The organism is Caldicellulosiruptor bescii DSM 6725, from assembly GCF_000022325.1.
Taxonomy (GTDB): Bacteria; Bacillota; Thermoanaerobacteria; order Caldicellulosiruptorales; family Caldicellulosiruptoraceae; genus Caldicellulosiruptor; species Caldicellulosiruptor bescii.
Genome location: NC_012034.1, coordinates 1 through 26,557, shown reverse-complemented (window position 1 = coordinate 26,557; position 26,557 = coordinate 1). Strand labels below are relative to the sequence as shown.

The following is a 26,557-nucleotide window of genomic DNA, read 5'->3' as shown; positions in this document are numbered from 1 at the left end:
CTAAATTCTGTAAAAAAACAAAATGTGCAAATGCTCTCCAACAGCTCAAATGAGCCTGCCGGAGAGCATCACTCTTTATCAATATACTGATACCCTGCTTACCCTCGGAACTATCATTTCAACTCACTTTCATACTATTACATTCCGGCTGTTTAATTGCTTTCCTGTCTTAAATTTCTTGCTTCTTTTCCATCATAAATTATTTTTCTTACTTCTTCTTTTATCATCTCATATATCTCTCTTTCTTCTTCATCTTCTACTCCTTCTTCTTTCTTCAAAATTACTACCCACAAGTTTATTACAAACTCTACCATAGTTACTATAATTAAAAATAACATATTGCAAAATGCATATGTAGTCCAAAAAATAAAACTTATAATACTAACTCCGATAAATATTACATTCATATCTAAAAAATGAAATGCCCAAAAATCTTCTAAAATATCATATTTATACTCTTTTCTGTTCATTTTAATATTCTCTGATTTAATCCATCTCATAAAAGCTTCTTTTGGATTTTCCAATAAAATATAGTTAAGTTTTTTCAACATCATTTCTATTGCCTGTTTTTCTTTTGAGGTCAATTCTATTAAATTTTCTGAAAGAGTAATTTTGTCATCTTCCGTTACGTGCCGCCATATAAATGCAATCAAACTATAACATCCCACAGTAGGAAAGTCAAAAAGTTCATTACCTATAAACCCAGGTTCTATTGATAATCCAAAAACTAATGTTTTTGTAATAGGCCTTATCCTATCATCCACATTTAGCTCATTCCTATTAACTACCTCTTTTGCGTACTTGAATAATAAGAAAGTAAAAATTACAGCAACAACTAACACTACAGCTTTTTGCAATGTACTAATCTTTGTAATAGTGCTTTTTCCTTTTTTGTCTTCTATGTCTCTTACTACTATCCTATTCATCTTTTAAGCTTCACCACCTATTCTTACCAAGCACCATAGCGTGCTTTTTACTTCTTCATCAGAAGAATACTTACTTATTAATCTCACCTCATACAATCCTTCTACTCTTTCTTTTTTTATTTTTAATTCACTCAAAAGCTCTTCAACTTCTTTGTCTCCCTTTTTCACTAACACTATATTTTCGTCGTCTTTTACAAATATACCTCCTTCTTTTACCTCAGCTTTCTTATTTTCCCTGTATAGTATCACTGGTATTTTTACTATTTCTATGTTAAGTTTTTCTTCATCTTTTTTTTCTCTTTTATAAAAACCTTTGACCACAAAAATTGCTAATAGCATTACCATCAGTAGCATACTCATAATCCATATGATCTTGTGTACGGTTATACGACTACTATTCGTTATATCCTGTATTAACCAATATGTAAATTCTATTGTTACAAATATCCCCGCAATTAACGAGCCTACAATTAACGATGGAATTATTTTCGCAAAAAAACCTCTTGAATTACCTAAAGCTGTTACATAATAAATGGGTGAAACATTACTACAACTGACCATTGTCTTCTCTTGCCTTCTTAATTTAAGCAATTTTATAGCAGCTCTTGCCACTTTTTCTGCTAATATTTCTTCATTAATTCTCTCTTCAGCTTGTTCCTTTTTATTTTCTTTATTTTCTACTATTTTTTCTTCTAATAACTCTTCTATCAATATTTTTCTACCTGAATCTTCTTCATGATACCATATATTTTTGCCTATAACATATCCATCTACATATCTATCTTCTATTACAGAGTAAGGTAAATATATCTCTCCTCCTCCTTCAGTCACAATTCTCTTAAAAATATAAAACTCTTCTTCTGTTTTATATTTACAATATGATTCGTCACATTTTAATATTAGTACTATTTCTTTTTTGCTACTATTCACTAAAAAATCTCTCTTAAACGCTGTTGTCTCAAAATATTTATTTACAACCCAAAACTTCCTTACCACAACTGCTACAGTTACTACAACTATTATTTTAAAAATTGTCAACAGTTCATACAATGCTAAATATGGAATATACCCTCCCCCAGAAAAAATGAAAAACGGTAATATTACTCCTACTAAACCCAAAAAAAGAATGTACAAAAATATCTGCTTAAAAAATACTATAATACCATCTGATGAATCCCCTGTTATTCTTTCGCTCACATACGCTATATCTGCAAAATACCATATAAGCCTCAGAACAATCAACACTAACCAAATTACTGCCAATGCCTTTATTAGCTTATTCAGCGCTTTCACTACCCTCTCTCTACTCTCCATGCTCTTCCCTCTCTTCTCCTTTTAATCCCAAACTAAACTTTATCAAAAACAAAATATAATATTGCACTATCATCCTTCTCATAGGTGCATTATACTAGAATTCTTAATTTTCTTCTAATGTCAATTTTCATAAATCCCCTTCATCAGACCTAGTTATAATGTCATACCTTTTAAGAAGATAAGATATTATAACCATTACAAGCCATATACTTATTAGCCTTGACTCTTCTTTTATTCCCTTTTTAAGTATATTAATAACATGTTCATGTAAAAATGGATACAAAGAATATATTAACAATATAAATGCCGATACATACATAATAGATGCCTTAATTGCTACAAAAGTTAGTCCCCACACGCATATTTTCTTGCTTGTCTCGCTTTCTATTCTATTTTGTTTTTTCTATGTCAAAGAAAATATTTTTATTTATCCCTATTTTACTAACTTTGATTTCTTGCTTCTTCTTCCTTATAAATTGCTATTTTTATCTCTTCTTTTATTTTCTCATATATCTTCCTTTCATCTTCATCTTCAATTCCTTCCTCTCCCCTTAAAATTGCTTCTCTTCTCTTAAAGACCAAATCTCTTATATCCTCTATTAACGTAGATATGCTGAATATTAATGTAAATACTAATACACTTACTGGTGCTCCAATACATCCTATCAACACTACAGTACTGAATATCACTACTATTACATTGACATCTAAAAAGTGGAATGCCCAATAAAACGTTAAAATATCTTCCTTTTCATATTTTTTTAAATCTATATCTTTCGATTTCACCCAATTCATAAAATTTTCCTCTGGAGAGTTGTCCATTAAAACATATTGAAGCTTGCTCAACAGCAGTTCTATTACTGATTTATTTCTTGAAAAATATTCTATTTTTTCTTTGCTATCACCCTTAAACCAAGTAACCATGTATATTATTGGTGTGAAAATAGCTTCTGTAATAGGGTATCCCAAAATAGTGTCATCGATAGAGCATGGGGATAAGATATCTAGCGATAAACTAAAAGCCAATGTATTTATAAACGACCTTGTTTTTTCATCTACATCCAATCCAATTCTATTAACCCAATCAGTTGCATAGTTAATAAGCAAAAAAGCAATAATTATAGTAACAACTACTATCAAAACTTTGAAACTTACCAAATATGACTTAATACGCAATCTGTTATATATTGGATTTTTTACACCTTTCACTAATATCTTGCTCATGTCTCAATTCAACTCCTTAATTTTACCCAATACTTTATTTTGTTCTCTTTTTTGGTACCATATATTAATCTTACTTCATACAATCCTTTTTCTTTTTCTTCTTTTAATTTCCCCAAAAATCTCTCGCCTTCTTCATCTCCTTTTTTTACTAACACTATGTATTCATCTTTTACAAATGCTTCTTTTTCTTTTATTACTGTTTCTATTATTCCTTCAGAACTTTCACAAAATATTACATGTACCTTATCTATCTCTATATCAAACTTAAGCGGTTTTTCTTTTTCATAAAATCTCTTAACTACGTAAAGTACTAATATTAACACTAAAATCATTATATTTATAATCCATAATATTCCTTGCAAATTTATCTCACTACTTGCTATCTTAGATATCAACCAAGACACAAAATTTGTTATTAAAAATACCCCTGTAACTAATAACGTTAGTACTATATCCTTAAATCTTGGTTCAGTATCAAAACTTTCTTCTGTTATACTCTTAATTAACTTTGCAGCAGCTTTAGCACATTTTTCTGCTAGAATTTCACCACAAATTTTTTCTTCAACATGCTCTTTTTCATTTTCTATTATTTCTTCTTTAATTGCGTCTACCAATAACATTCTTTCTGATTCATTGCCATCACAGTAGTATGATATATTCTTACCTACAACATATCCGTTTACATATCTATTTTCAATTAATGAGTACGGTAAATATAATTTTTCTCCTTTCACTTTAATACACTTAAAAATAAAAAACTCTCCATCAATCCTGTGCTCCGCTCCTAAAAGTGAATCCGTTTTTTTGGCCTTTTCATATCTGCCAAATACGCTTATTTTCCTCTTACTCCTATCAATATAAATCTCTTCATCTATATCTAAACTAGCTTCAATTACTTCTTCATTTACCTGCATCGCACCAAATTCCTTCTTGACAAAAATTGCTTCAATCTTTTCTGAAATTGTTGTTGTGAAACCAGCAATCAACACCGTAATTATTGAACTTAATAAAAAAAATAACACTACAGTAAATAAAGCTACAATCAATATAGCCACACTATAAGCCAAAAAAGAACCTATTGTTTGTTCCAAGAACAATGATAGAACATCTGTCGTATCTATCGATAATCTCTCAAATATATAAGTTATGTCTGCAAAATACCATATAAGCCTCAGAACAATTAACACTAACCAAATTACTGCCAATGCCTTTATTAGCTTATTCAGCGCTTTCACTACCCTCTCTCTACTCTCCATGCTCTTCCCTCTTTTCTCCTTTTAATCCCAAACTAAACTTTTTCAAAGACAAAATGTATAAATGCTCTCCTACAGCTAAAAATAAACCTGTAGGAGAGCACTACTCTTTATCAATATGCTAATACCCTGCCTACCCTCGGCACTATCATCCTTCTCATAGGTGCCATATAGCCGAATTTTAAATCTACTGTCGGCGTCCTCGGCTCGCCTCCTCTTACCGCCCCTAAGTTTAAATCAGCTCCCATCTTTGATTGTATGCTCCAGCTAAAATTCAATCCTTGTGCTGCTACTCCTTTTATTTGTCCAACCTCATGTTCACCTGCAGTGCCCCAGATACCAATTGTCGCTGGACTACTTACTCCACTTCCTCTTGTCCATTTTACATCCTCGCCTGTTTTTTTATTATTTTGAACAATAAACTCGTCTAATACTCCTCCACCACTTTCCCCTTGGATCCCTGAAACATTTGTTATTGAATACTTTTGCATTTCCAATTTATTTACTATATATTTTGTAAACTTTCTTCCTGCTCGTCCCAATATCCTTCCTAAGTTAATACCCTTTAATGCATCAAGTGAACACTTTTTGCCAAAATTTGATAATCCCGCCTCTAAATCTTCTATCAAATATTTTGCAACTACTCTTTTAGCAGCAGCATCCCAACTTTCCGCTTTCTTAGAGGGAGGTAATTTAAATATTCTCCTCAATCCACCTCCAAATAGTTTCACGTTTCCTGTTGCTGAGCCAAACGCACCAAATGCAGTTCTCAAAAGTATATCGAGAGAAATTGATCCTGCGGTAACTTTTTCACCAGATATCATATCTATCGTCGCATCCGCACCTGTTTGGGTCAGTGCTTTTAACCCAGCCATAACCCATGTCTTTGGAGTGCCTAATTTATCAATAAAAGGTTTTGCAACATCTTCTGTAAATTTATTTATAAATTTTGCAACCTTAGAGTTAGGTTTTTTAACAGCTTTTTCACTTCCCCATCTTACTAATCTTTCTGTTAGTTTTGCTACTTTCGGTGCAACTTTAGTTATTTTTGTACCAAGCTTTATTGAACTTGCTATTCCTCCTGTTACTATACCAACCATTGACACTACTAAATTTGTTCCAATACTCTTCCAAAGATTGAAATTTTTCCTATCTATTATATAATCTAACAATACTCCACTTACAGTCTGCACTGCTAATCCTACTAACAGTGGCACTATCGCAAACTCTCCATCCGGATCATATAAATTCACAGGATTGTTTGTACAGTAAGTGTATAGGTTCAAACTTTCTGGGTCTGTTATATCTCCCTTTATGCCATCCTCTTTCACAAACCTCCCTATCCTACTATCGTAATACCTTGTCTTTAAATAATACCATTCTAATTCCTTGTCATAGTAATATCCAGCATATCTTATCGGGTTCTCTTGCCCTGTCTCTATTTCTTTTATTACATTACCATACAAATCATATTCATATATATTCTTCCTCTGCCCACTTTTGTCAAACGTGATAAGTACATCTCCATGCCCATCTTTCATAAAATACTCTGTATTACTACCGTCCGTCCTTCCTATCATACTCAAGCCCCATATGCTGCTGAATCCTTTGCCCGTTGCATCGCTTTCATAAATAAGATTGCTGCCAGACCAGTAGTATGTTTTTACATCATTTGCTGTTATCTTCTTTGTTCTGAGCCCATCTCCGTCGTATTCAAATTCTACCACATTATTGTCAACCTTTGCCCATACCATCCTGCCAAGCTCATCATATCTAAATTCACTTACTTTAATCTTCTCTTCTATCTCATAAACATCTTCATATACCGTCTCGTAAACTACGTCTTTTACAGTAATACTCTGCTCAGAACTTGAATTTTGTAAATTGTATGCACTATTGTACACACTATCATATACTGAAATCACTACTGTGCTATTGTCCAAACTATATGCTGAGTTATATACGCTTGTCTGTACCTGAACATTCTCTGCAGTATATGCATCTTGATATACAGTCTGTAAATCTTGCTTTTCTATCTCTTTTGCAACTACTTTGCTTCCCTGACCCTTGTATACTCTTGTGCGCCATCTTTCCTCTGCTCTTATCAAATTCCCATTGTTGTCATAGCCGTAGCTGTTAACACCTACAATATTCCCTTCTCTGTCTCGAGATTCAATGCTCAATAGTCTATTTAATTTATCATATGTGTAAGTCTTCTCAACGCTGTATACTTCTCCATAATCGTATCTAATATTCAGCCCTTCAGAATTAAGACTATCTCTGCTTATACCTGTCGGGACCTCTACTATCTCCTTTATTCTATTGCCTACATTGTCATATTCATATCGAGTTAATCGTCCAAATCTATCTTTGACTTCAGCTACTCTACCTACCTCATCATACTTGTACTCTGTCCTACCTATAGGCTCCTGTTTGTATATCATATTGCCATTGTCATCATATCCATATTCATACTTGTAAATATATGTGCTTGTGCCACCACCTTGTTCTATCACACTGCTAGGAGTATAATACTTATCTATCTCATTCCTTACAACATCTCTCGCTGTAACCACTAATCCTTTAAGTAAGTTCCTGCTATCATATTCGTACTCAAACTTCAGCTTATTCGGATACTCTATTGATTTCACATTTCCATTCTCATCGTATGAATATCTTGTGCTACCATCTGAGGTTATCACCTCTTCAAGCCGATTCATCTTATCATACTTGTATTGCGTCACATATCCGCTCGGGTCTTTTACCTTTATTACATTACCTTCTTGGTCGTATTCATATTCTATACTCTTGCCATCTGGGTATATTTTCCTTATCAACCTATTTAGCTTATCATATTCATATTTGTTTATCCCTGTTTTGTCTGACATCTGGACTCTGTTGCCTTCCTCATCATAACTATATCTCACCTCTACTCCGCCAGCTTTAACATGCACTACCCTGTCAAGTTGGTCATAGCTGTACTCTATCCTAACTCCATTCTTGTCTATCGCATATACTATATTCCCTACTAAGTCATAGCTATATCTTTCTTCATTGCCGATTGCATCTATTACTTTGACAGGTCTGTCTATCTCATTGTATTCATACCTTGTTATATTGCCATTCCCATCCTTGACCTCAATTAAATTATCCTCTTCGTCATACCTATACTCTGTCACAGCTCCATTCTCTTGTGTAACTCTTACCAACCTGTCCAAACTGTCATACCTGTAGGTTACATACTTGCCGTCTGGTCGTATTATCTTTACTATATTCCCATTCTCATCATATTCATAAACAGTTTTCCTGCCATCGTTGTCTTGTACAGTCCTCAACCTGTTCAATCCATCATAACTATAATACATTCTGTTCCCTCTTGCATCTATTCTGCATATTACATTGCCTTCTCCATCATACTCAAATCTAATCTTATTTCCATATGGATCAATTATTGTCACTAGTCTGTTATTTGCATCATATTCATACTTTGTTGTGTTTCCTCTTCTGTCTGTCTTTGCTATATTATTCCCAACAGCATCATACTCCAGCCTACTTTCATTTCCATACGCGTCAATCACCTTTACTACCCTATTCAATTTATCATACTCATACTTTGTTGCATTTCCTCTTCTATCAATAAGCTGTGTTCTATTACCCACCTTGTCATATGCGTATTTGATTACATTTCCTAACTTGTCCTTATATACAACAACTCTACCAAGCTCATCATACATATATTCCTCGCTTCTTCCTTTTGCATCTGTGACCTTGACAACTCTGCCCTCTGCATCGTACTCATACTCTGTTTGTGCTCCGTTTGGTGCTATTACTCTTTTTACTCTGTCAAGAGCATCATATTCGTACCTTGTTTCTCTTCCTTTTTTGTCTTTAAAGCAAATTACATTTCCACAACCGTCATACTCATATGTTACTGCTTTGCCGTTGCTGTCTTCTACCTTGATTACCCTGTTTAATTTGTCGTAGTAGTATTTTGTCACATATCCTTTTGGATTGATGATACTGATTACATTGCCATTATTATCGTAGTTATAGCTCCTTCTAGTTCCATCTGGATAATATGCTGTTATTAACCTTCCTGCTAAATCATATACATATGAAGTAGTGGCACCATTTTTATTCGTCTCTGATATTTTATACCCTTCAGCATTGTATTGGTAACTTCGGGTTTTACCTAAAGGATCAATCACTTTCGTAAGTCTTCCTAATAAATCATATTCATATCTTGTCTCTTTTCCTAAGGCATTTACCTCTGATATTTTCCTGCCTGCTAAATCATACTTGAATTTGGTTTTATTGCCTTCTGCATCTTCTATCTCAACAAGTCTGTTCAGTTCATCATAAGTATATTTGGTTACTCTTCCTTCAGGGTCTATCTCCTTTATCTTGTTCCCTACAGGATCATAAAAGTATTGATACTCTCCACCCATCGCATCAATTTCTTTTATAAGCCTGTTTTTATCATCGTATACATATCTTGTTTTGTTGCCAAGGCGATCGATTTCTTCTATTAAATTACCTACTTTGTCATATACATATACTTTTGTTTTACCAAACGCGTCTATTTCTTTTGTAATTCTGCCTTCTGGATCATACTCAAACCTTGTTACATATCCTCTTTCATTTATTTCTTTTATTTTTCTGCCTAACTGGTCATATTCATATTTTGTCTCATAACCTTCTGCGTCAACCACTCGTGTTAAATTGTTATATTCATCTTCATAATAGTATCTCGTCTCATTCCCATTTTTATCTATATACTTTGCAAGTAAACCATTGAGTTTTATGCCCGAATTTATAGAATAATATTCATATCTTTCCTTGTTTCCAAGTGGATCAATTTTCTCAATTAAATTTATACCCTCGGCATCATAAATATATTTGGTAGTAGCACCAATCCTGTCTGTTTGCTCAATTAAATTATTATTGTTATCATATTTCATTTTTATTGAATTACCATAAGCATCTATCACTTGGATAATATTGCCACGTCCATCGTATATTTGTGTAGTCTTTGCTGTTTCTAAACTAGGAGAAGTCTTTATTATCTGAATTGTGACCTGCTTTGTCATGCTACCTTTCTCTTTCAGCTCTTGATATTTTTCCCGTGTAAGACCGCTCACAACTACATCCTTATCCAAATCAGGAGTTGTCACGTCTATCCACTTTGAACCGTCATTAATCTCATACTTGTAGTCACAACCCCCACCCAATGCATTTCTCTCTTTTATTGGTTTTAGCTCTTCATTGAATACTACCATACTCTCATTACCATTTTCGTCTATATAATATCTTACTCTGTCTTCATCATCGTATATGAAAAATCTGATTATATCTTCCCCGTCGTATTGCCTCACTATCCTACCTAAAATATCATATTCATTCCTTACCACCTGGTGCCCGTTCGCATCAATTATCCTCTTGAGTCTGTCTTTCTCATCATATTCATATCTTGTCTCTGCGCCATCAACCCCAATTACTTTTATTAGTCTATCCTTGTCATCATATACAAATTCTACTTTCCTACCTATTTTACCCTTGATGTTCTCTCTTATACATACCAGGTTATCCCCTTGAAAGATAAATTCTAATTTTCTGCCAAAAACATCTCTTGCCGCAGATATCTTTTCACCAGAATACTCAATAGTAATGTAATTTTCATTTCTATCACCAATTTTGATAAGTTTTCCACTCTTGTCAAAAACATATCTCGTCAAATCTCTTTGTATCAATATATATTCATTACCTGACAAAACTACCTTGTCAGCTTTGTTACTGTCTGACAAGTAAATCCCATCTCCATTATCATCCACAAATACTATCATACTACCACTTGGATATGTTACTTCAATTCCATTGTTTAGCTCTTTGACATATGCTGCGCAAATATATGCAGATTTACCCTTATACACAATTCTGTGCCAACCACTGCCGTTCTTGTTGCCATCCTCTTCAATCTGCACCTTTGTCCCCTTAGTCAAATACCCTATCTTTTTGGTATTTACATTCGGTCCTTCTCTTACATTCAATACCCCTGCTTGGACTATTCCGACTCCCGCTACCTTTGTAAGCTTGCTGTCAAAATTGGTTCTAAAACCTTTACCTATTATCGTCTTTTGTTGATTAGCAAAAGAATTGTAATACCTCACAAATTTAAACTCAGGACCATTCCCCTCTATACTAATATCATCAAACTCTTCCATATAATTTCCCGTAAGTAAATTAGTCATAGCTGTGGTTATCCATTTATGAAACTCTTCATTGTCTAAACCTACATCATTGTACTCTATACTTAACACTTCTTGAGGTTTGAGATTCTTTTCTGCTTCCTTTTGAAGGGTTATCCATTTAGTTAGTTTCTCGTATATTAGCTCTATTTGCTTGTCTACATCTTCTTGAGAAAGTCCTCCTGTATTATCAACGTAAAAATAGCCTCCTTTTGTCTTATCAGCTATATCATGTAATAACTCCCTATCACAATCTTTACCCAATGCGATGGTATTTACTACTATTTCTTGTTTTATTAATTCTGGTAGTACATCGTTTGGATGAATTCCTGTGTTGTGATATCCGTCTGATAAAAGTACTATTATCTTTTTAGATTGCTCTTGGTCGAATAATCCCAGCGCAGCTTTCAATCCTCCTCCTATATTCGTAGAACCACCTGTCCATCTCATCGCATTTAGGGCTTGTAACAATTTGCTCTTGTCAGATGTCAAATTTGATCTAACACTTACAGAGCTATCGAAATCTACTAACCCAACTCTATTGTTAAGTTCATCTATATTTTGTATAAATTTCTTTGTTGCTTCTATTCTGTAATAATTTGGGTCATTAGACGACATACTACCTGAGTTGTCAAGTACAAACACAATATCTACTTTGGAAAGATCAACTGGCATATTCTTATCACCAAGTAAAAATGTGCTAAAATGCTCTGTCTTACCCGAAACTCGATTATACACTGTATCTACTACAACATCTTCTAACGGCTCTAATATCTTCTTGTCATAATTGACATAATACAGCATTAAATTATTCTCTTCTACACCATTAAGTTCTGCTTCATCATAGTTCACTACTATCTCTGCCTTCTTTATATCAAATCCCCCTGCAGTTATCTCTATCGCTTTACCTACTATTCCTTTCAATGAGTTAATAAACACATTGTCAGACCTCTTTACCTGTAAGGGAGCTATTAAAATATTTGCATCAGAAAGTGCTCTTACAAAAACTTTACCATCTTCCGATACCGCATATTTCTCGGCACTTGTCAAAGGATTCTTTGTCAATGGGTCTGTTCCCATCACAACCTCTGCTCCATCATATATCCCGTCATTATCTGTATCCGGTACTAATGGATTTGTTCCTTTCTTTACTTCATAACCGTCACTCAACCCATCTCCATCACTATCATTCTTCTTCAAACTTGTTGCATATTTTAACTCATCTACATTTGTCAACCCATCTCCATCCTCGTCGTCATCAGGATTAAATTTAGCTGCAACTGTAACTCCTTCCCCCATCGCTACCTCATTTGAGTATTCACTTTCTCCTAATTCGTTAATGGCTTTTACTACATAGTAATACACTGTACCTGATGTCAAATTAGTATCTTCAAACACATTGGTAAGTAAGTTTTCTGCAATTGCATAGTATGGTCCTCCACTGACTGTGCTCCTGTAAAGAGTATACCTCTCTGCTCCATTCGCTTTCGTCCATGTAAGACGTGCACTTGTCCCATTGTATGTCCCAAATAACTTTGGTGATTGTGGCAGTGCTTTGTACACTACCTCATTTGAATTCATACTGGTCGTACCATTTGCTCCCACTGCTGCAACCACATAGTAATACGTTGTTTTTCCATCCATAGGACCATCAATATACGCCGTAGTAATAACTCCGCTTGCCAATACCTCATACTCCCCGCTTACCTTCCCTCTTTTTACAATGTAACTCCTTGCACCTTTTACCTCATTCCAAGTAAGCTCTACATACTCACCTTTTTTTGCTATTTTCAATATTGGCGCTGAAAGTTTTTCTTCTAATGGGCTATAACTAGAATTTTCTTGAACTAAATTGTTTGATTCTCTTTGGGTAAATAATGGATCTATTTTATTCACCGGTTCTTCTATGTTTTCATTCTTTGTCAGTTGGACGCCCTCGTTCACTCGTATCCTTGCAACCTTTTGTATTTTTATCTTTTCCCCATTATCTGTCAGGATGGTTACTTCAACAGTCACAATATAATTCTTACCCTCTTCTGCATCTGTCGGGCTCCAAATCGCACTCTGATTATCTTTAGCTACCTCAAGTTTACCACCACTTGCCTTCCACTCTGCTGTAAACTTGACACCCTTTACTTTGCTCTTTAGTGTGAGCTTCGCCTTTTCTATTATACCTACTTCCTCTTTATCAACAACAAGTTCAAAAAATTCGCTCGCATTTTCTTTAGTTATTTGAGGCTTCTTTGCTCTATAGGTAATGAATAAATCCGCTTTCAATGCCCTTGCAACTATTACTGCTGCTTCTGCTCGGCTTATATAACTTCTTGGTCTAAATGTACCATCGCTATAGCCTTTGATCAAGCCTTTCTCAACTGCAAAAATTATTTCGTTATATCCAAAATTGTTAACACTCACATCTTTAAATTTTACCTTCTTATCGTTTTGCTTGCCCTCACTTGCTGCTTGCTCCCTATATTTGCTCACCCTTATCACCATTAAAACAAACTCTTCACGTGTAATTCTCTGATTTGGTCTAAATGTCTTGTCTGAATAACCTTTAACCAAACCATATCTCGCAGCTACATTTATGTAATCTCTGCTCCAATGATTTGAAATATCTTTAAAACTATCCTCTTTTAATTTCTTTATTTCCTCCTCAAGAAGCTCCTTCTCAAATATAGTTCTTAGTATAATCACAACAGCTTCCGCTCTTGTTAACTTCTCATCTGGCTTTGCTAACATTACTCCATTTGCCTTCACTCCACTAATTATTCCCTTCTCTATCAACCATCTAAATTCATCCTCTGCCCAGTGTCCTATTAAATCTTTGTAATTTGACTCTTGGTTCTTGAGATTACTACTTTGTGAAAAGACATATAGATTTGTATTAAGGGTGAAGATTAAAAGAATAAGAAATGTTAACAATACTCTCAATTTCTTTGGAAATCTCACTTGTATCTACCCCCATCAAAAATAATTGATTTATTTAAACTAATTTATATACTCGGGTAGTATTTTATACAATAATGCAAAAAATGTCAACCATATTATTGTTAAATTAACGTTAACTTCTTGCATAGTTAGAAGAGTATTTGCCGTAACAAAAAAAGTGGGAAAATGTTTGAAAAGAAATTGTTGACTATCATGTTTATTCGCAAATGTAAATTCCCATGCCAAGGTCATTTTTCTTCACTTTTCCTGTAACCAAGTAAATTAAGTTTTTATCACTTTTAAAAACCATAGCCTGCACATATCCCTTTGGCTAAATATTTCTCTCCCGTCAATTCTGTATCCGTTGCAAAATGAGAAAGGATATTTTTTAATTTTTCGTATTAACTATTTTTTCTTTCAATGGTTATATCTTTTATTCAATAATTTTATATTTTGTTGCCTTAAAAATACGAAGAAGAAAGTATTACAAAAAATTAAGGGCTGTTCCAAAAAAATAATTGGATAACCCCTTTTTTACAATATATAGCTTTTGTTCTATTGAGTTTTACCTATATATTGCAAACAAAATTTTAAAATTTCGTTTTTATCCAGGATTCTATTGTATTTTATTGCAAAATCTTTATTATAAACTACAAATTATATTACCCCATTTTGCTAATCATACAATTATACTAAGGTTTTAATTCAATGATTATCACATCATTTCACACTATTTAATAACGACTGGGACAGGAATAGGTGAATAGACACCAACACCACCATTCCCCAATTGACCTCTGCCATTTGTTCCCCAAGCCCATACTGTGCCGTCTTTTTTTTAGTGCTAAGGAATGCCATTCACCAGGTGCAATTGCTACCACATTTTTTAATCCTTCGACTTAGACTGGAACAGGGGAGTATTCATCGGTACCTCTCCTCAATTGTTCGTAATAATTATATTTACATTCCCACACTCAAACGGTACTATCTTCCTTCAGCGCTAAAGAATAATCTTTGCCAGCGCCAATTGCAACCACATCTTTTAAACCTCTGATTTGGAAAGGAACAGAAAAATCTCTATTACTGCCATTTATGAATTGAATACTTTCATTTAATCCCCAACACCAAACTGTTCCATCTTTTTTTAGCCCTAAGGTATAACTGTCCCCTGCCGCAATTGTCCCAATATCTTTTAACCCTTTAACTTGAACAGGAACAATGGAATATTCACACCAGCACCTCTATTCCCCAGCTGACCATCTTTATTACTTTCCCAAGCCCAAACTGTGCCATCTCTCTTTAGGGCTAAGGAATGAAAACTACAGCAGCAATTTGAATTATGTTATTCTCTAATTTACTTAATTATGTAGTTTCTAAATAACTTTTACTTTGATATGTAGCCGTTAAAACTGGAACAATAACGCTCAACAATATTGCAAAAATCATAATAACACTACCTATCTTCTTTTTCTTAACTTTCATTATTCCTCTACCTCCTTGCAACTTCGAATTTCATCCCTTTGCAGGAATACCCAAGGGGGTCTCTTGTTTTTTATCATCTACTCTTTCAATCCAACCTCAACCTTGCTATCTCCTTGAAGCTTTCAAGAGAGCTTGCTTTTATCATTGAGTTTGAAACTGAGTAGAGCACATCACCAATATACAAAAGCCTGTCTATCTCCTCACAATATCCATCACCAATTTCATGCAAAATCTTGCCCCTCAAAACAAAACCTTCTTTCAAATCTATGCTATATACAAAAGCACCTGTGAAGTTATGCCCTTTTTTGTCGTAAACCTCTACAGGGAATGCAAAAATGTTTTTACTTTTATCAAACAAAAGCGCTTTGTGATTATTAAGAAGTTCAGAATAAGTACCCTTGCCCCCAATTATGATTTTGAACAGCTCCTTTGGATTTTTTACATCCTCAACATTGAACATTGCAATTTTCAGTCCTAAAGGAATTGCATATTCTTCATTTAAATCCTCTGCATCCCTGCCAAATCCTATTATGTGATTTTCATCATATGGATGAAGATATGTTGAGTATCCTGGAATTTTAAGATACCCAAGCACTTTTGGATTATGAGGGTCTTCAAGGTCAATTACAAAAAATGGGTCAAGCTCTTTGAAGGTAACAAGATATAGTCTTTTTCCAATAAATCTTGCTGAATATATTCTTTCTCCTTTTGCAATATTATCTATCTTCCCAACTACTCTCAAGTTTTTATCAAGAACATACACAGCATTAAAATAATCGTAATTTTTTTCTGGAAAATAAAGCCTTTCACCAGTTGTTGCAATTCTGAAATAACCATCTTGTTCATCCATTGAAAATTGATTCAACACTTTTCCACTGACAACACTTGCTGCCTCAAGATTAATTTTCCCTTTTGAAAGTTCAAATCTGCTAATCATTGTTTTTCTTACATAACTATACCATGGTCTTGTATTATCTTCCCATTTTTCAGGCCAGTAAACTTTTTTTATTACTTCAGAGCACAAATAAAGATTTTCTTGCGAACAGTAAACTATATTCCCTCCACCAAGCACACACTCAACACAAATTTTATCTTTTGACTCAATATCGAAACTTCCAATAACAGTAATGCTACAGTTTATAAAATCTGGAATATACTTTATTCTGTCAAAGTTTATATATATCTTTTTTGAACTACCTGTAATACTATCTGAAAAGTATGGTTTGAAATCTTGCTCAGAGTAGGATTTATTAGCGTAAATTCTATATGGGAATTGCTTTTCTATCACAATGTAAAGACTTGTTCCTATTTTCCTTGATGTCAGATATCTTCCCGAAATTGAAACCCTTCTTATTTCCTTAGGATTTGATTTGTCAGAAATGTCATAAACAATACAATACGTCTCTATCAATAACTGATATGGCACATAAACTTTTATTTTCTTTGTATCGATATCAGGAAAATTATTTTTTTGAATAACAGGTTCCCTATCTACAATCTTTTCTTTTTCACAAATAACAACAAGATACCTGCCATCAACATAAAATTCTTCTGGATAGAACTCATCGCTCAATTTAATTTTAGATAAAACTTTCATTTCCTCAGGTGGATAAGCTTTAACAATTACAATTCCATTATCTTTTATCTTTGGATATGGTTTTGCAATGTATATATACTGCCCGTCTGTCTTTGCAATATCAGCTTCATCAACGCCCATAACCTGCACATTTGTCTGTGAATAAAAAGACTCAGAACCCTCTTTATTTTCACCCTTTATAACAAAATCTGGTGCTGATTCATACATTATATTTTCCCCTGATCCCATGTATGGATTTTTTTTCAGAGCTTCATCAACAAGTTTTTTAAAGTTGCTAAAAGTTCCTACTTTTTGTAGAAAGCTTTTTGGTTTCGACTGGTCTGACATGACAAAATTGATACCAGAAGATAATATTATAAATAAAGCTACCATCATTCCTAAAAAACGTTTTTTCATCATCCACAGCACTTCCTTTAAACTTTTTTAATTTTAAAACGCATAAAATGCTAAATTGTTATTATTACAATTCAATTACATAACTACAAATATTATATCAGAAAATAAAAAAGGTTTGTTGAAATATTTTGCCTTTTTTATTGACAAAAAAGTTACCCATAGCAAAATAATTTATGCTTAAGTTGAAAATACCAAAATTAATAAACTTAAATTATTGAATTTAAAAAAGCCACAGATAATTTTTACTTGGAGCTATCTGTGGCTTTATACGTTGCATATTATTCAATTTTTCTACTCATCAACCCTTATCCTTGCAATTGATGAAACTTTTATATTATCTCCATCAATTCGCATAAGTTTAACACCCTGTGTATTTCTTCCCTGAACTGGAATTTGAGAAACCTCAAGCCTTATAAAAATCCCTTCTGTTGAGCAAAGCATTATCTCATCCTCATCATTTACCATCTTTATATCAACAATTCTACCTGTCTTTTCTGTTACCTTGTAAGTAAGTACACCTTTTGCACCGCGCTTTGTTTTTCTATACTCTTCAATCTCGCTTCTTTTACCAAACCCGTTTTCTGTGACGCAAAGAAGATACTTTCCATCGCTTGCTTTTTCCATTCCAACAATAAAATCGCCATCTTCCAGCGTCATACCTTTTACACCCTGTGCAGACCTTCCCATACTTCTTACATCGTTTTCGTTGAACACAACACAGTATCCATTGCTCGATACAAGCACAATCTCATCGTTTCCAGATGTGAGTTTTACATCAACAAGGCTATCATCATCTGCAAGGGTTATTGCTTTTTTACCTGACTTGCCTGTGTTTTCAAACTCGCTCAAAAGCACCTTCTTTATTGTACCGTTTTTGGTACACATCATAAGATAGCCTTCTTTAAAGTCTTTTACAGCCATAGTAGCAGTAATCTTTTCGTCCTTGCCAATCTGAATGAGGTTGACAATCGCAGTGCCTTTTGCCTGGCGCGAACCTTCGGGCACTTCATATGCTCTCAAGCGAAATACCCTTCCTTTGTCTGTGAAAAAGAGTATATAGTGGTGTGTTGTTGTGACAAAGACATCTTCAACAAAATCCTCTTCTCTTGTTGATATTCCTGTGATGCCTCTACCACCTCGTTTTTGGCTCTTGTACGTGTCAAGAGGAAGCCGTTTTATATACCCAAAATGGGTAAGTGTGATTACAGTTTCCTGCTCTTGAATCAGCTCTTCTTCCTCAAAGTCTTCATGTTCATCTTGGATTATCTTTGTCCTTCTCTCATCCTTGTACTTTTCTTTTATCTCCAAAATCTCTTTTTTTATAATTTCCTTTACCATCGCATCACTTGCAAGCACGTTTTTGTAATATTCTATCATACGGATTAGCTCTGCAAGCTCTTCTTCAATCTTTTGCCGCTCAAGGCCAGTTAAGCGCTGAAGTCTCATGTCAAGAATTGCTTGAGCTTGGACCTCTGTAAACTGAAATCTGCTAATGAGCCTTTCTTTTGCCTCATTTACTGTTCTGGATGACCTAATGATTGAGATTATCTCATCTATGTGGTCAAGAGCTTTCTTGAGCCCTTCTAAAATGTGAGCTCTTTCTTCTGCTTTTTTGAGGTCATACTTTGTTCTTCTAACAATTACCTCTTTTTGATGTTCAATGTAAAGATTTAGCATATCCATAAGAGTGAGAACTTTTGGCTGGTTGTCAACAAGCGCAAGCATGATTATGCCAAAGCTGTCCTGAAGCTGGGTGTTCTTGTAAAGCTGTTTTAAAACTACATTTGCATCCGCATCTTTTTTTATTTCAATTACAATCCTAAGACCTTCTTTGTCAGACTCATCTCTTATATCAGAAATTCCATCTATCCTTTTCTCGTGAACAAGCTCGGCAATCTTTTCAATAAGCCTTGCCTTATTGACCATATAGGGAAGTTCTGTAACAACTAATCTCTGTCTTCCCTTGGAGGTCTGCTCAATTGTTGCTTTCGCCCGTACGATAATTTTTCCTTTTCCGGTTGCATAAGCATCCCTTATACCCTTTTTGCCGATGATATACCCGCCTGTTGGAAAATCAGGCCCTTTGATTATTTTCATTATATCATCTAAACTTGCATTTTCATTGTCAAGGAGATACACAATTGCGTCAATCACTTCTGCAAGGTTGTGAGGCGGTATGTTTGTTGCCATACCAACCGCAATTCCCTGGCTGCCATTTACCAAAAGATTAGGAAACCTTGATGGCAAAACCTTTGGTTCTTTTGCCGATTCATCAAAGTTGGGCATGAAATCAACTGTCTCTTTTTCAATGTCGCGAAGCATCTCAAGAGCAATTTTGCTCATTCGCGCTTCAGTGTAACGCATAGCAGCAGGCGGGTCGCCGTCAACCGACCCAAAGTTTCCATGCCCGTCAACAAGAGGATGGCGCATGGAAAAGTCCTGTGCCATTCGAACAAGGCTTTCGTACACAGCAGCATCGCCGTGCGGATGGTATTTGGCAAGAACATGCCCGACAACTGTTGCAGATTTTCTGTAAGGCTTGTCAGGTGTAAGACCTATCTCGTTCATTGCATAAAGTATTCTTCTGTGAACAGGCTTTAAGCCATCTCTCACATCTGGCAGGGCACGAGATACAATTACGCTCATTGCATAGTCTATATAACTTCGTTTCATCTCTTCCTGTATCTCAACAGGAATTATCCTAAAATCGAGCTCTTCCATGCTTTAATTTTTCCTGGTCAATCAAACTGTGCACATTAGCACAAGTTTGACGGCTGGGGTATTTGTAGTCCGCCAAATCAAGGCTTCCCCATCCCCAGCAGGCGGTATTTGGGAAAGCCATAGCCACTCAAAATCTTTCTATTAATTTTTTAGCAATCAACAATACATCCTCAATACTCAACATTATCATTTATCGACTAACTCCTTTAATATCTCGTAATTTTCTTCAATAACTTTATCAATTATTTCTTCTATATTTTTTTTCCATTTCATTTTTTTTAAATTCAATAAAATCCAAAACTTCTCTCTGAGTCTCTTCAGGCAGTTTTATAACTTCTTCATAAATTTTTTTCGCAACTTCCACTTTGAAACACCTCTTTTCTATATATCCAAATTCCTTACATACTTAGCATTCTTTTCAATAAACTCCCTTCTTGGCTCTACCTTGTCGCCCATCAGAATTGTGAAGATCTCCTCTGCCATCACAGCATCTTCAAGCTCAACTCTAAGAAGAATTCTTCGTGCAGGGTCCATGGTGGTCTCCCAAAGCTCTTGTGCATTCATTTCACCAAGTCCTTTAAAACGCTGAACCTGAGCATCTTTCATCTCCTGTAATATCTTTTGAAGTTCTTTATCGTTATAAGCATATCTTACCTGCTTGCCTTTTGTTATCTTGTAAAGCGGTGGCTGTGCAATGTAAATGTGGCCGTTTTCTATTAAAGGTCTCATGTATCTGTAAAAGAATGTAAGAAGAAGAGTTCTTATGTGAGACCCGTCAACGTCAGCATCTGCCATTATTATGACTTTGTGGTATCTTAGTTTCTTTAAATCTATGTCATTTCCAATTCCAACGCCAAGTGCCTGAATTAAAGGAAGAAGCTTGTCGTTTGAATAAATCTTGTCCTGGCTTGCCTTTTCGACGTTGAGCATCTTACCCCAAAGAGGCAAGATTGCCTGATAGCGCCTGTCACGCCCTTGTTTTGCAGAACCGCCTGCAGAATCACCCTCAACTATGAATATTTCGCACTTTGCAGGGTCTTTTTCTGAACAGTCTGCAAGCTTACCAGGCAAGTTTGAACTATCTAAGGCAGACTTTCTCTTTATTACAAGCTCTCTTGCCTTTTTTGCCTCTTCGCGAGCTTTTGCCGCCAAAATGGCCTTGTCGATAATCTTTTTTGACACATCAGGGTTTTCTTCTAAAAAAGCTGCCAATCTTTCAGAAACAAGATTTTCAACAGCCCAGCGTGCTTCGCTATTCCCAAGCTTTGTCTTTGTCTGTCCTTCAAACTGCGGCTCGTGAATCTTAACAGACACAATTGCTGTCATACCGTCTCTTATGTCCTCACCAAGAAGTTGTGTATCACCTTTTATGAAGTTATACTTTTTTGCATATTCATTTACAGCTTTTGTAACAGCAGTTTTAAAGCCTATAAGGTGAGTGCCACCGTCTATGGTTGCTATGTTGTTCGCAAATGAATAGATGTTCTCACCAAAATCTTCTGTGTACTGCACTGCAACCTCAATGAGGATGTCGTTTTTCTCGCCTTCAATGTATATAGGCTCTTGGTGCAAAACTTCCTTGTTTCTGTTCAAAAACTTTACAAACTCTGCAATACCACCATCGTATTTTAGCTCAACGGGTTTTACATTTTTTTCTCTCTCATCAACAAAGACTATCCTTATCCCCTTGTTCAAAAACGCAAGTTCACGAAGACGCTGCAGTATCACATCGCCGTCAAACTCTATGGTCTCAAAAATCTCATCGTCAGGCAAAAATGTAACTTTTGTACCTGTCCTGTCGGTAGTACCAATTACTTTTAACTCACAGGTTGGTTTTCCTCTTTCATACCTTTGATAGTATACCTTGCCGTCTCTGTAAACTTCAACTTCCAAGTACCGAGATAGAGCATTCACAACAGATGCGCCAACACCGTGAAGACCTCCGGATACCTTGTAAACTCTTTCATTGAACTTTCCACCTGCGTGAAGAACAGTAAATACAACCTCAACACCGCTTTTTTGAAGCTTTGGGTGAATATCAACCGGAATTCCTCTTCCATCGTCAATTACAGTAACAGAGTTGTCCTTGTGAATCACAACTTCAATGTTTTTACAAAACCCTGCCATTGCCTCGTCAATTGCATTGTCAACAATCTCATACACCAAATGGTGAAGACCTCTCTGGGAAGTTGAACCTATATACATTCCAGGACGTTTTCTTACAGCCTCAAGTCCCTCTAAAACCTGTATCTCGCTTGCTGAATATTGCTGAGAATTTGTATTTATCATATCCAATTTGTTCTCACCTTCCAAACTAATAATTTTTAAAATCATTCTTGGTCTAAATAGTTTTCAAAATAGAGGTTGAAGTTCAAAAGCCTTTTTGCGATTGTCCCCGGCGACACAGGAGATATTATTCCGTACATTCTTCCATCAACCTCAAGGATTATGATAGACTTTTTTATATCATCATTTATAACAACAATCCTATCTTGAGCCTTCAGGTTTTCTAATATTTTAAGATTATCCTCTGAACGCACAAAAGAATCCCAGCTCAGTATCACAAGAAGTTCTGCGCTGTTGATTACATAATCCTCACCAATGTGAGCAAACATCCTCTTTACACATCCTTAAAAAAAAATTTTTTTACATACTTCTTTCAAGAAAAATCAAGTTTGCACTGCCAAACTCCAGTATTTCTTCTCTTTCAAGAACACTTAAATCTTCTGCAGATGTCACAAACGACTGGTATTGGCTTATAAATTTCACAAGATTTTTTCTTTTAAAACTATCAAGCTCAGAAAACACATCGTCTAAAATTAGCACAGGCTCCGAATAAAGAAGAGAAGTTGCAAGCACAACTGAGACTGCCGCAAGTTTTATCTGTCCTTCAGATGCAAAATTTATTGCCGGTTTTTTATCTATCAAAATCTCAAAGTCATCTCTGTGAACACCTTTTGTTGTATATCCAAGACTCAAATCTTTCTCAATATTCTTTTTTATCTCTTTGTAATATTCTTTCTCGGTTGAAGCAGCAATTGATGGCATATATTTAAGTTCAAGCATTGATTTGTTTTCAAACACTAAACTAAATATCTTTTGCGCTTCAATGGATAGTTTATTTATAACCTCCTGTCGTTTTTGAAAAATTAAAAATCCAAGCTGACTTATTTGCATATCGTACACATCTATTATATCCTTTTTATCATAACTTTTCAAAAACGCGTTTCGTGAAAGAAGTGCTCTGTGGTACTCTGAATAAACTTTTGTCATGTAAGGGTAAAGCTTTGTAACTTCCATATCTAAAAATCTGCGCCTCAGTTTTGGCTGATGTTTTATAAGTTCTGTTGCATCTGGCTCAAAAAAGACAAATTTAAATGTACTTATCAGCTCAGACAATTTCTTTATTTTCTTATCATTTATCATTATTCTCTTATCTAAGGCTTTATCTACATAACAGAAAACATTATATTCAGTGTCTCCAACCTCGGCCAACATCTCAAGCTTGAAATAGAAAGAATCAAAGTTTATTGCATCTATATCTCGACTTTTAAAAGATTTTCCACACATACAAAAATATAGAGCCTCAAGAAGAGAAGTCTTTCCTGAGGCATTATTACCGACAATTAAATTCATTTTATCTTTGAACTCAAAAAACCTTTGTTTGTAACCCCTGAAATTTTCAACGTAAATGCTTTTTATCTTCATACTCTTACAACCTCTAAAAAATGCTTTACTCTGGCATCTTTATAGGAAGAACAAGGTAGATGTAGTTAGGGTCGTCTGGCTTTTGCACAATTGAAGGGCTTGTCTGCGATGTTATAAACAGGTTTATTTCACCATCAAGCTCTTTCAAAACGTCTAAGAAATACTTGACATTAAATCCAACTCTGATGTCTTTACCTTCGACTGAACAAAGCACATCTTCTTCATACCTTCCATCAGCAGACACAGATTTTACTGTGAACATCATACCGTTTGTCTCAAATATGACAGCTTGGATGTTGGTTTTTTCATCTTTTGACACTATTGAAGCTCTTTCAAGTGTGCTTTCTAAAACATCAGATGAAATTGAAATTTTGGTTGAATACTCTGTTGGGATTGCACTTTTGTAATCGAAAAACTTTCCGGAAATAAGTGTAAGTATCACCGTTGTTGAACCTATCTCAAATGTTGCCTGGTTTTCAAAAAATGATACTCTTACCTTTTCTGGCTCTTCAATGTCCACTATCTTTGTGATATCATCCAAGTTTTCAGCAGGCACAATCTTCGAAAAACTTCCTTCAACCGCAACTGGTTTTATTTTGCATATTGCAAGTCTGTGCCCGTCCATCCCAACAAGATTGACAAAATCATCATCTTCTTTTTCAAAGAGCACGCCTGTAAATGTTGGTCTTGTCTCATCTTTTGAGGTTGCGAATATTACCTTGTCAACAGCATCAACAAACTCGCTTGCAACAAACTCGCAAAAACTCTCAGAAGGTTTTCTGTCCATCTTTGGAAAATCAAGCGGTTCAAGAGTAGGAAGCCTAAACTCTATCTTCTGGCTTCTGATTTTTACCTCGTTTTCTTCCCTTATAACTTCCACGTCACCGCTTGGCAGTTTTTTGACTATGTCAGAAAGAAGTTTTGCTTTTAAAAGTGCTGATCCTCTTTCTAAAATCTCTGCTTCAAATTCTGTTTGCATCTGCATTTTCATATCGTTTGTGGTAAATATTATTCTATCTTCCGCTTCGATTAATACACACTCTAAAATTGATGTTACCTTTGTTGATGCTGCAGCAGGTATTACCTTGGAAATATTATCTTGTAAAACTTCTTTATCCACAATAAACCTCATTTTTTTCCCTCCTTTTTTCATGTGGGAGTTTCAGATACATACTACCAAATAAAACTCTCAGTAGTATTCACAGTAATAGCTGTGGATAAGTTAATAACAGTGTCAAAAGCTTGTGAAATTTGAGGTTTTGGATGTATATATTCCTGTTGATAAATTTTAAAGTTTTCAACTAAATTCACATGTGAAAATTGAAATTCACACAAAGTTATCCACATGTTATTATTCTCTGTGGATAAGTCTTTTTTTGATTGTTTCAACAGTATTTTTTGTGTTTGAATCTGTGTTGATAAGTTCCTTGATTTTTTCACAGGCATGAAGTACTGTAGTGTGGTCCTTTCCGCCAAACGCCTCGCCTATTTTAGGAAGCGATACATTTGTAAGTTCCCTTGCTAAATACATAGCTATCTGTCGCGGGAATGCTACGTTTCTTGACCTTCTTGATGATTTAAAATCTTCAAGCCGAATACCAAAATAGCTTGCAACTTCTGCCTGGATATCCTCTATTGTGAGCTCTTTTTTTGTGTTTGTGTCGATAAACTCTTTCAAAGCCTTTTCAGCAAGATCTAATGTTATTTCTTTATCAGGAGCCATTAGCTTTGAATATGCAAGAATTTTATTGAGAGCACCTTCGAGTTCTCTTATGTTTGTTTCAATCTTTGATGCTATAAACTCTAAAATATGCTGTGGCACAGGTGTTCCTTCAAGCTGGCATTTTTTGCTCAAAATTGCTATTCGCGTCTCAAAGTCTGGCGGCTGAATGTCTGTTATAAGTCCCCATTCAAAACGAGAGCGGAGCCTGTCTTCTAAGGTGTTTATTTCTTTTGGTGGCCTGTCTGATGAAAGTATTATCTTCTTGTTTGCCTCATACAAAGTGTTGAAGGTGTGGAAAAACTCTTCTTGTGTTCTTTCCTTTCCGCCTAAAAACTGAATGTCGTCAATTAAAAGAACATCGACGTTTCTGTACTTGAGCCTAAACTCGTCTGTCTTTTCATCTCTTATTGCGGCTATAAGCTCGTTTGTGAATATCTCTGATGTAACATACATAACCTTTGTGCCAGGATAAAGCTTTAAAACGTGATGACCTATTGCATGCATAAGATGAGTCTTTCCAAGCCCGACACCGCCATAAATAAAAAGTGGGTTATAGGTTCTCTCACCCGGTGGTGTTTCTGCCACGGCCAGTGCTGCGGCATGTGCAAGTCTGTTGTTGTTCCCAACAACAAAGGTTTCAAAAGTATATTTGGGATTTAGCTGTGTTACTATCTCTGGTTTTTCGTCTTGCTTTGGTTTTAGAAACCTTTTGTACTTTTCAACCTCATCAGGAAGAATTACTTTTATGCTGAGATGCGGTGAAAATAGCTGCCTTATAGCATTTAAAATGACAAGTGAATACCTGTTTATTACTATATCCCTGTGAAAATCAGCAAATGCTTTTAAAATCAATGTATCATTGTCGTCAAAACAAAGAGGTACAAGCGATTCAAACCATGTGTTATATGATATATCTGTCGGACTTGGATTTATTTCTTTTTTCACAGCCTCCTTTATCTTTTCCCACACTTCGTTCACGTCATATTCTACCATGTGAATATCCACCCTTTTTATGTAGTTTGAAATTCTCACTTTTT

General features: G+C 35.0%; 14 protein-coding genes and 2 pseudogenes. All 16 read right to left on the bottom strand.

All coding sequences use genetic code 11. The features are described 5' to 3' along the window. Positions 1-152: 152 nt before the first annotated feature. On the bottom strand, positions 153-926 hold the full coding sequence (locus ATHE_RS00070; protein WP_012660693.1) for a hypothetical protein: 774 nt from the start codon (positions 924-926) through the stop codon (positions 153-155). 3 nt (positions 927-929) lie between these two features. Further along, a complete protein-coding gene (locus tag ATHE_RS00065; RefSeq protein WP_012660692.1) occupies positions 930-2,240 on the bottom strand; it encodes a hypothetical protein in 1,311 nt (436 codons plus the stop codon). Between the two features lie 441 nt (positions 2,241-2,681). Then, on the bottom strand, positions 2,682-3,464 hold the full coding sequence (locus ATHE_RS00055) for a hypothetical protein (protein WP_012660690.1): 783 nt from the start codon (positions 3,462-3,464) through the stop codon (positions 2,682-2,684). A gap of 8 nt (positions 3,465-3,472) precedes the next feature. Then, a complete protein-coding gene (locus ATHE_RS00050) occupies positions 3,473-4,720 on the bottom strand; it encodes a hypothetical protein (protein WP_012660689.1) in 1,248 nt (415 codons plus the stop codon). A gap of 110 nt (positions 4,721-4,830) precedes the next feature. Next, positions 4,831-13,914 (bottom strand): S-layer homology domain-containing protein, encoded by a 9,084-nt coding sequence (locus tag ATHE_RS00045; RefSeq protein WP_012660688.1) that lies wholly within the window; start codon positions 13,912-13,914, stop codon positions 4,831-4,833. A gap of 709 nt (positions 13,915-14,623) precedes the next feature. Further along, positions 14,624-14,686: pseudogene (locus ATHE_RS15305) on the bottom strand (hypothetical protein); the annotation flags it as partial. 181 nt (positions 14,687-14,867) lie between these two features. Further along, positions 14,868-15,071, bottom strand: coding sequence for a hypothetical protein (locus tag ATHE_RS15300; protein ID WP_408605153.1), 204 nt, complete (start codon positions 15,069-15,071; stop codon positions 14,868-14,870). A 14-nt stretch (positions 15,072-15,085) separates the two neighbouring features. After that, positions 15,086-15,208, bottom strand: a pseudogene (locus ATHE_RS15295) (hypothetical protein); the annotation flags it as partial. Between the two features lie 252 nt (positions 15,209-15,460). Then, positions 15,461-17,371, bottom strand: coding sequence for a beta-propeller domain-containing protein (locus ATHE_RS00035; RefSeq protein ID WP_012660685.1), 1,911 nt, complete (start codon positions 17,369-17,371; stop codon positions 15,461-15,463). A 288-nt stretch (positions 17,372-17,659) separates the two neighbouring features. Continuing rightward, complete coding sequence (gene gyrA / locus ATHE_RS00030; RefSeq protein ID WP_012660684.1) at positions 17,660-20,089, bottom strand: DNA gyrase subunit A; 2,430 nt, start codon at positions 20,087-20,089, stop codon at positions 17,660-17,662. 238 nt (positions 20,090-20,327) lie between these two features. After that, positions 20,328-20,453: a DUF2281 domain-containing protein gene (locus ATHE_RS14540; RefSeq protein ID WP_012660683.1), complete on the bottom strand. Its 126-nt coding sequence runs from the start codon at positions 20,451-20,453 to the stop codon at positions 20,328-20,330. A gap of 17 nt (positions 20,454-20,470) precedes the next feature. Beyond that, on the bottom strand, positions 20,471-22,378 hold the full coding sequence (gene gyrB / locus ATHE_RS00025) for a DNA topoisomerase (ATP-hydrolyzing) subunit B (RefSeq protein WP_041727272.1): 1,908 nt from the start codon (positions 22,376-22,378) through the stop codon (positions 20,471-20,473). Between the two features lie 41 nt (positions 22,379-22,419). Continuing rightward, complete coding sequence (locus ATHE_RS00020) at positions 22,420-22,704, bottom strand: extracellular matrix/biofilm biosynthesis regulator RemA family protein (RefSeq protein WP_012660681.1); 285 nt, start codon at positions 22,702-22,704, stop codon at positions 22,420-22,422. Positions 22,705-22,735: 31 nt separating this feature from the next. Next, the gene (recF, locus tag ATHE_RS00015; RefSeq protein ID WP_012660680.1) at positions 22,736-23,797 is read right to left on the bottom strand and encodes a DNA replication/repair protein RecF; all 1,062 of its coding nucleotides are present in this window, start codon (positions 23,795-23,797) and stop codon (positions 22,736-22,738) included. A gap of 25 nt (positions 23,798-23,822) precedes the next feature. Continuing rightward, positions 23,823-24,929, bottom strand: a complete 1,107-nt coding sequence (dnaN, locus tag ATHE_RS00010; RefSeq protein ID WP_012660679.1) for a DNA polymerase III subunit beta — start codon at positions 24,927-24,929, stop codon at positions 23,823-23,825. Between the two features lie 219 nt (positions 24,930-25,148). Next, complete coding sequence (dnaA, locus tag ATHE_RS00005; RefSeq protein WP_012660677.1) at positions 25,149-26,513, bottom strand: chromosomal replication initiator protein DnaA; 1,365 nt, start codon at positions 26,511-26,513, stop codon at positions 25,149-25,151. Positions 26,514-26,557 lie beyond the last annotated feature (44 nt).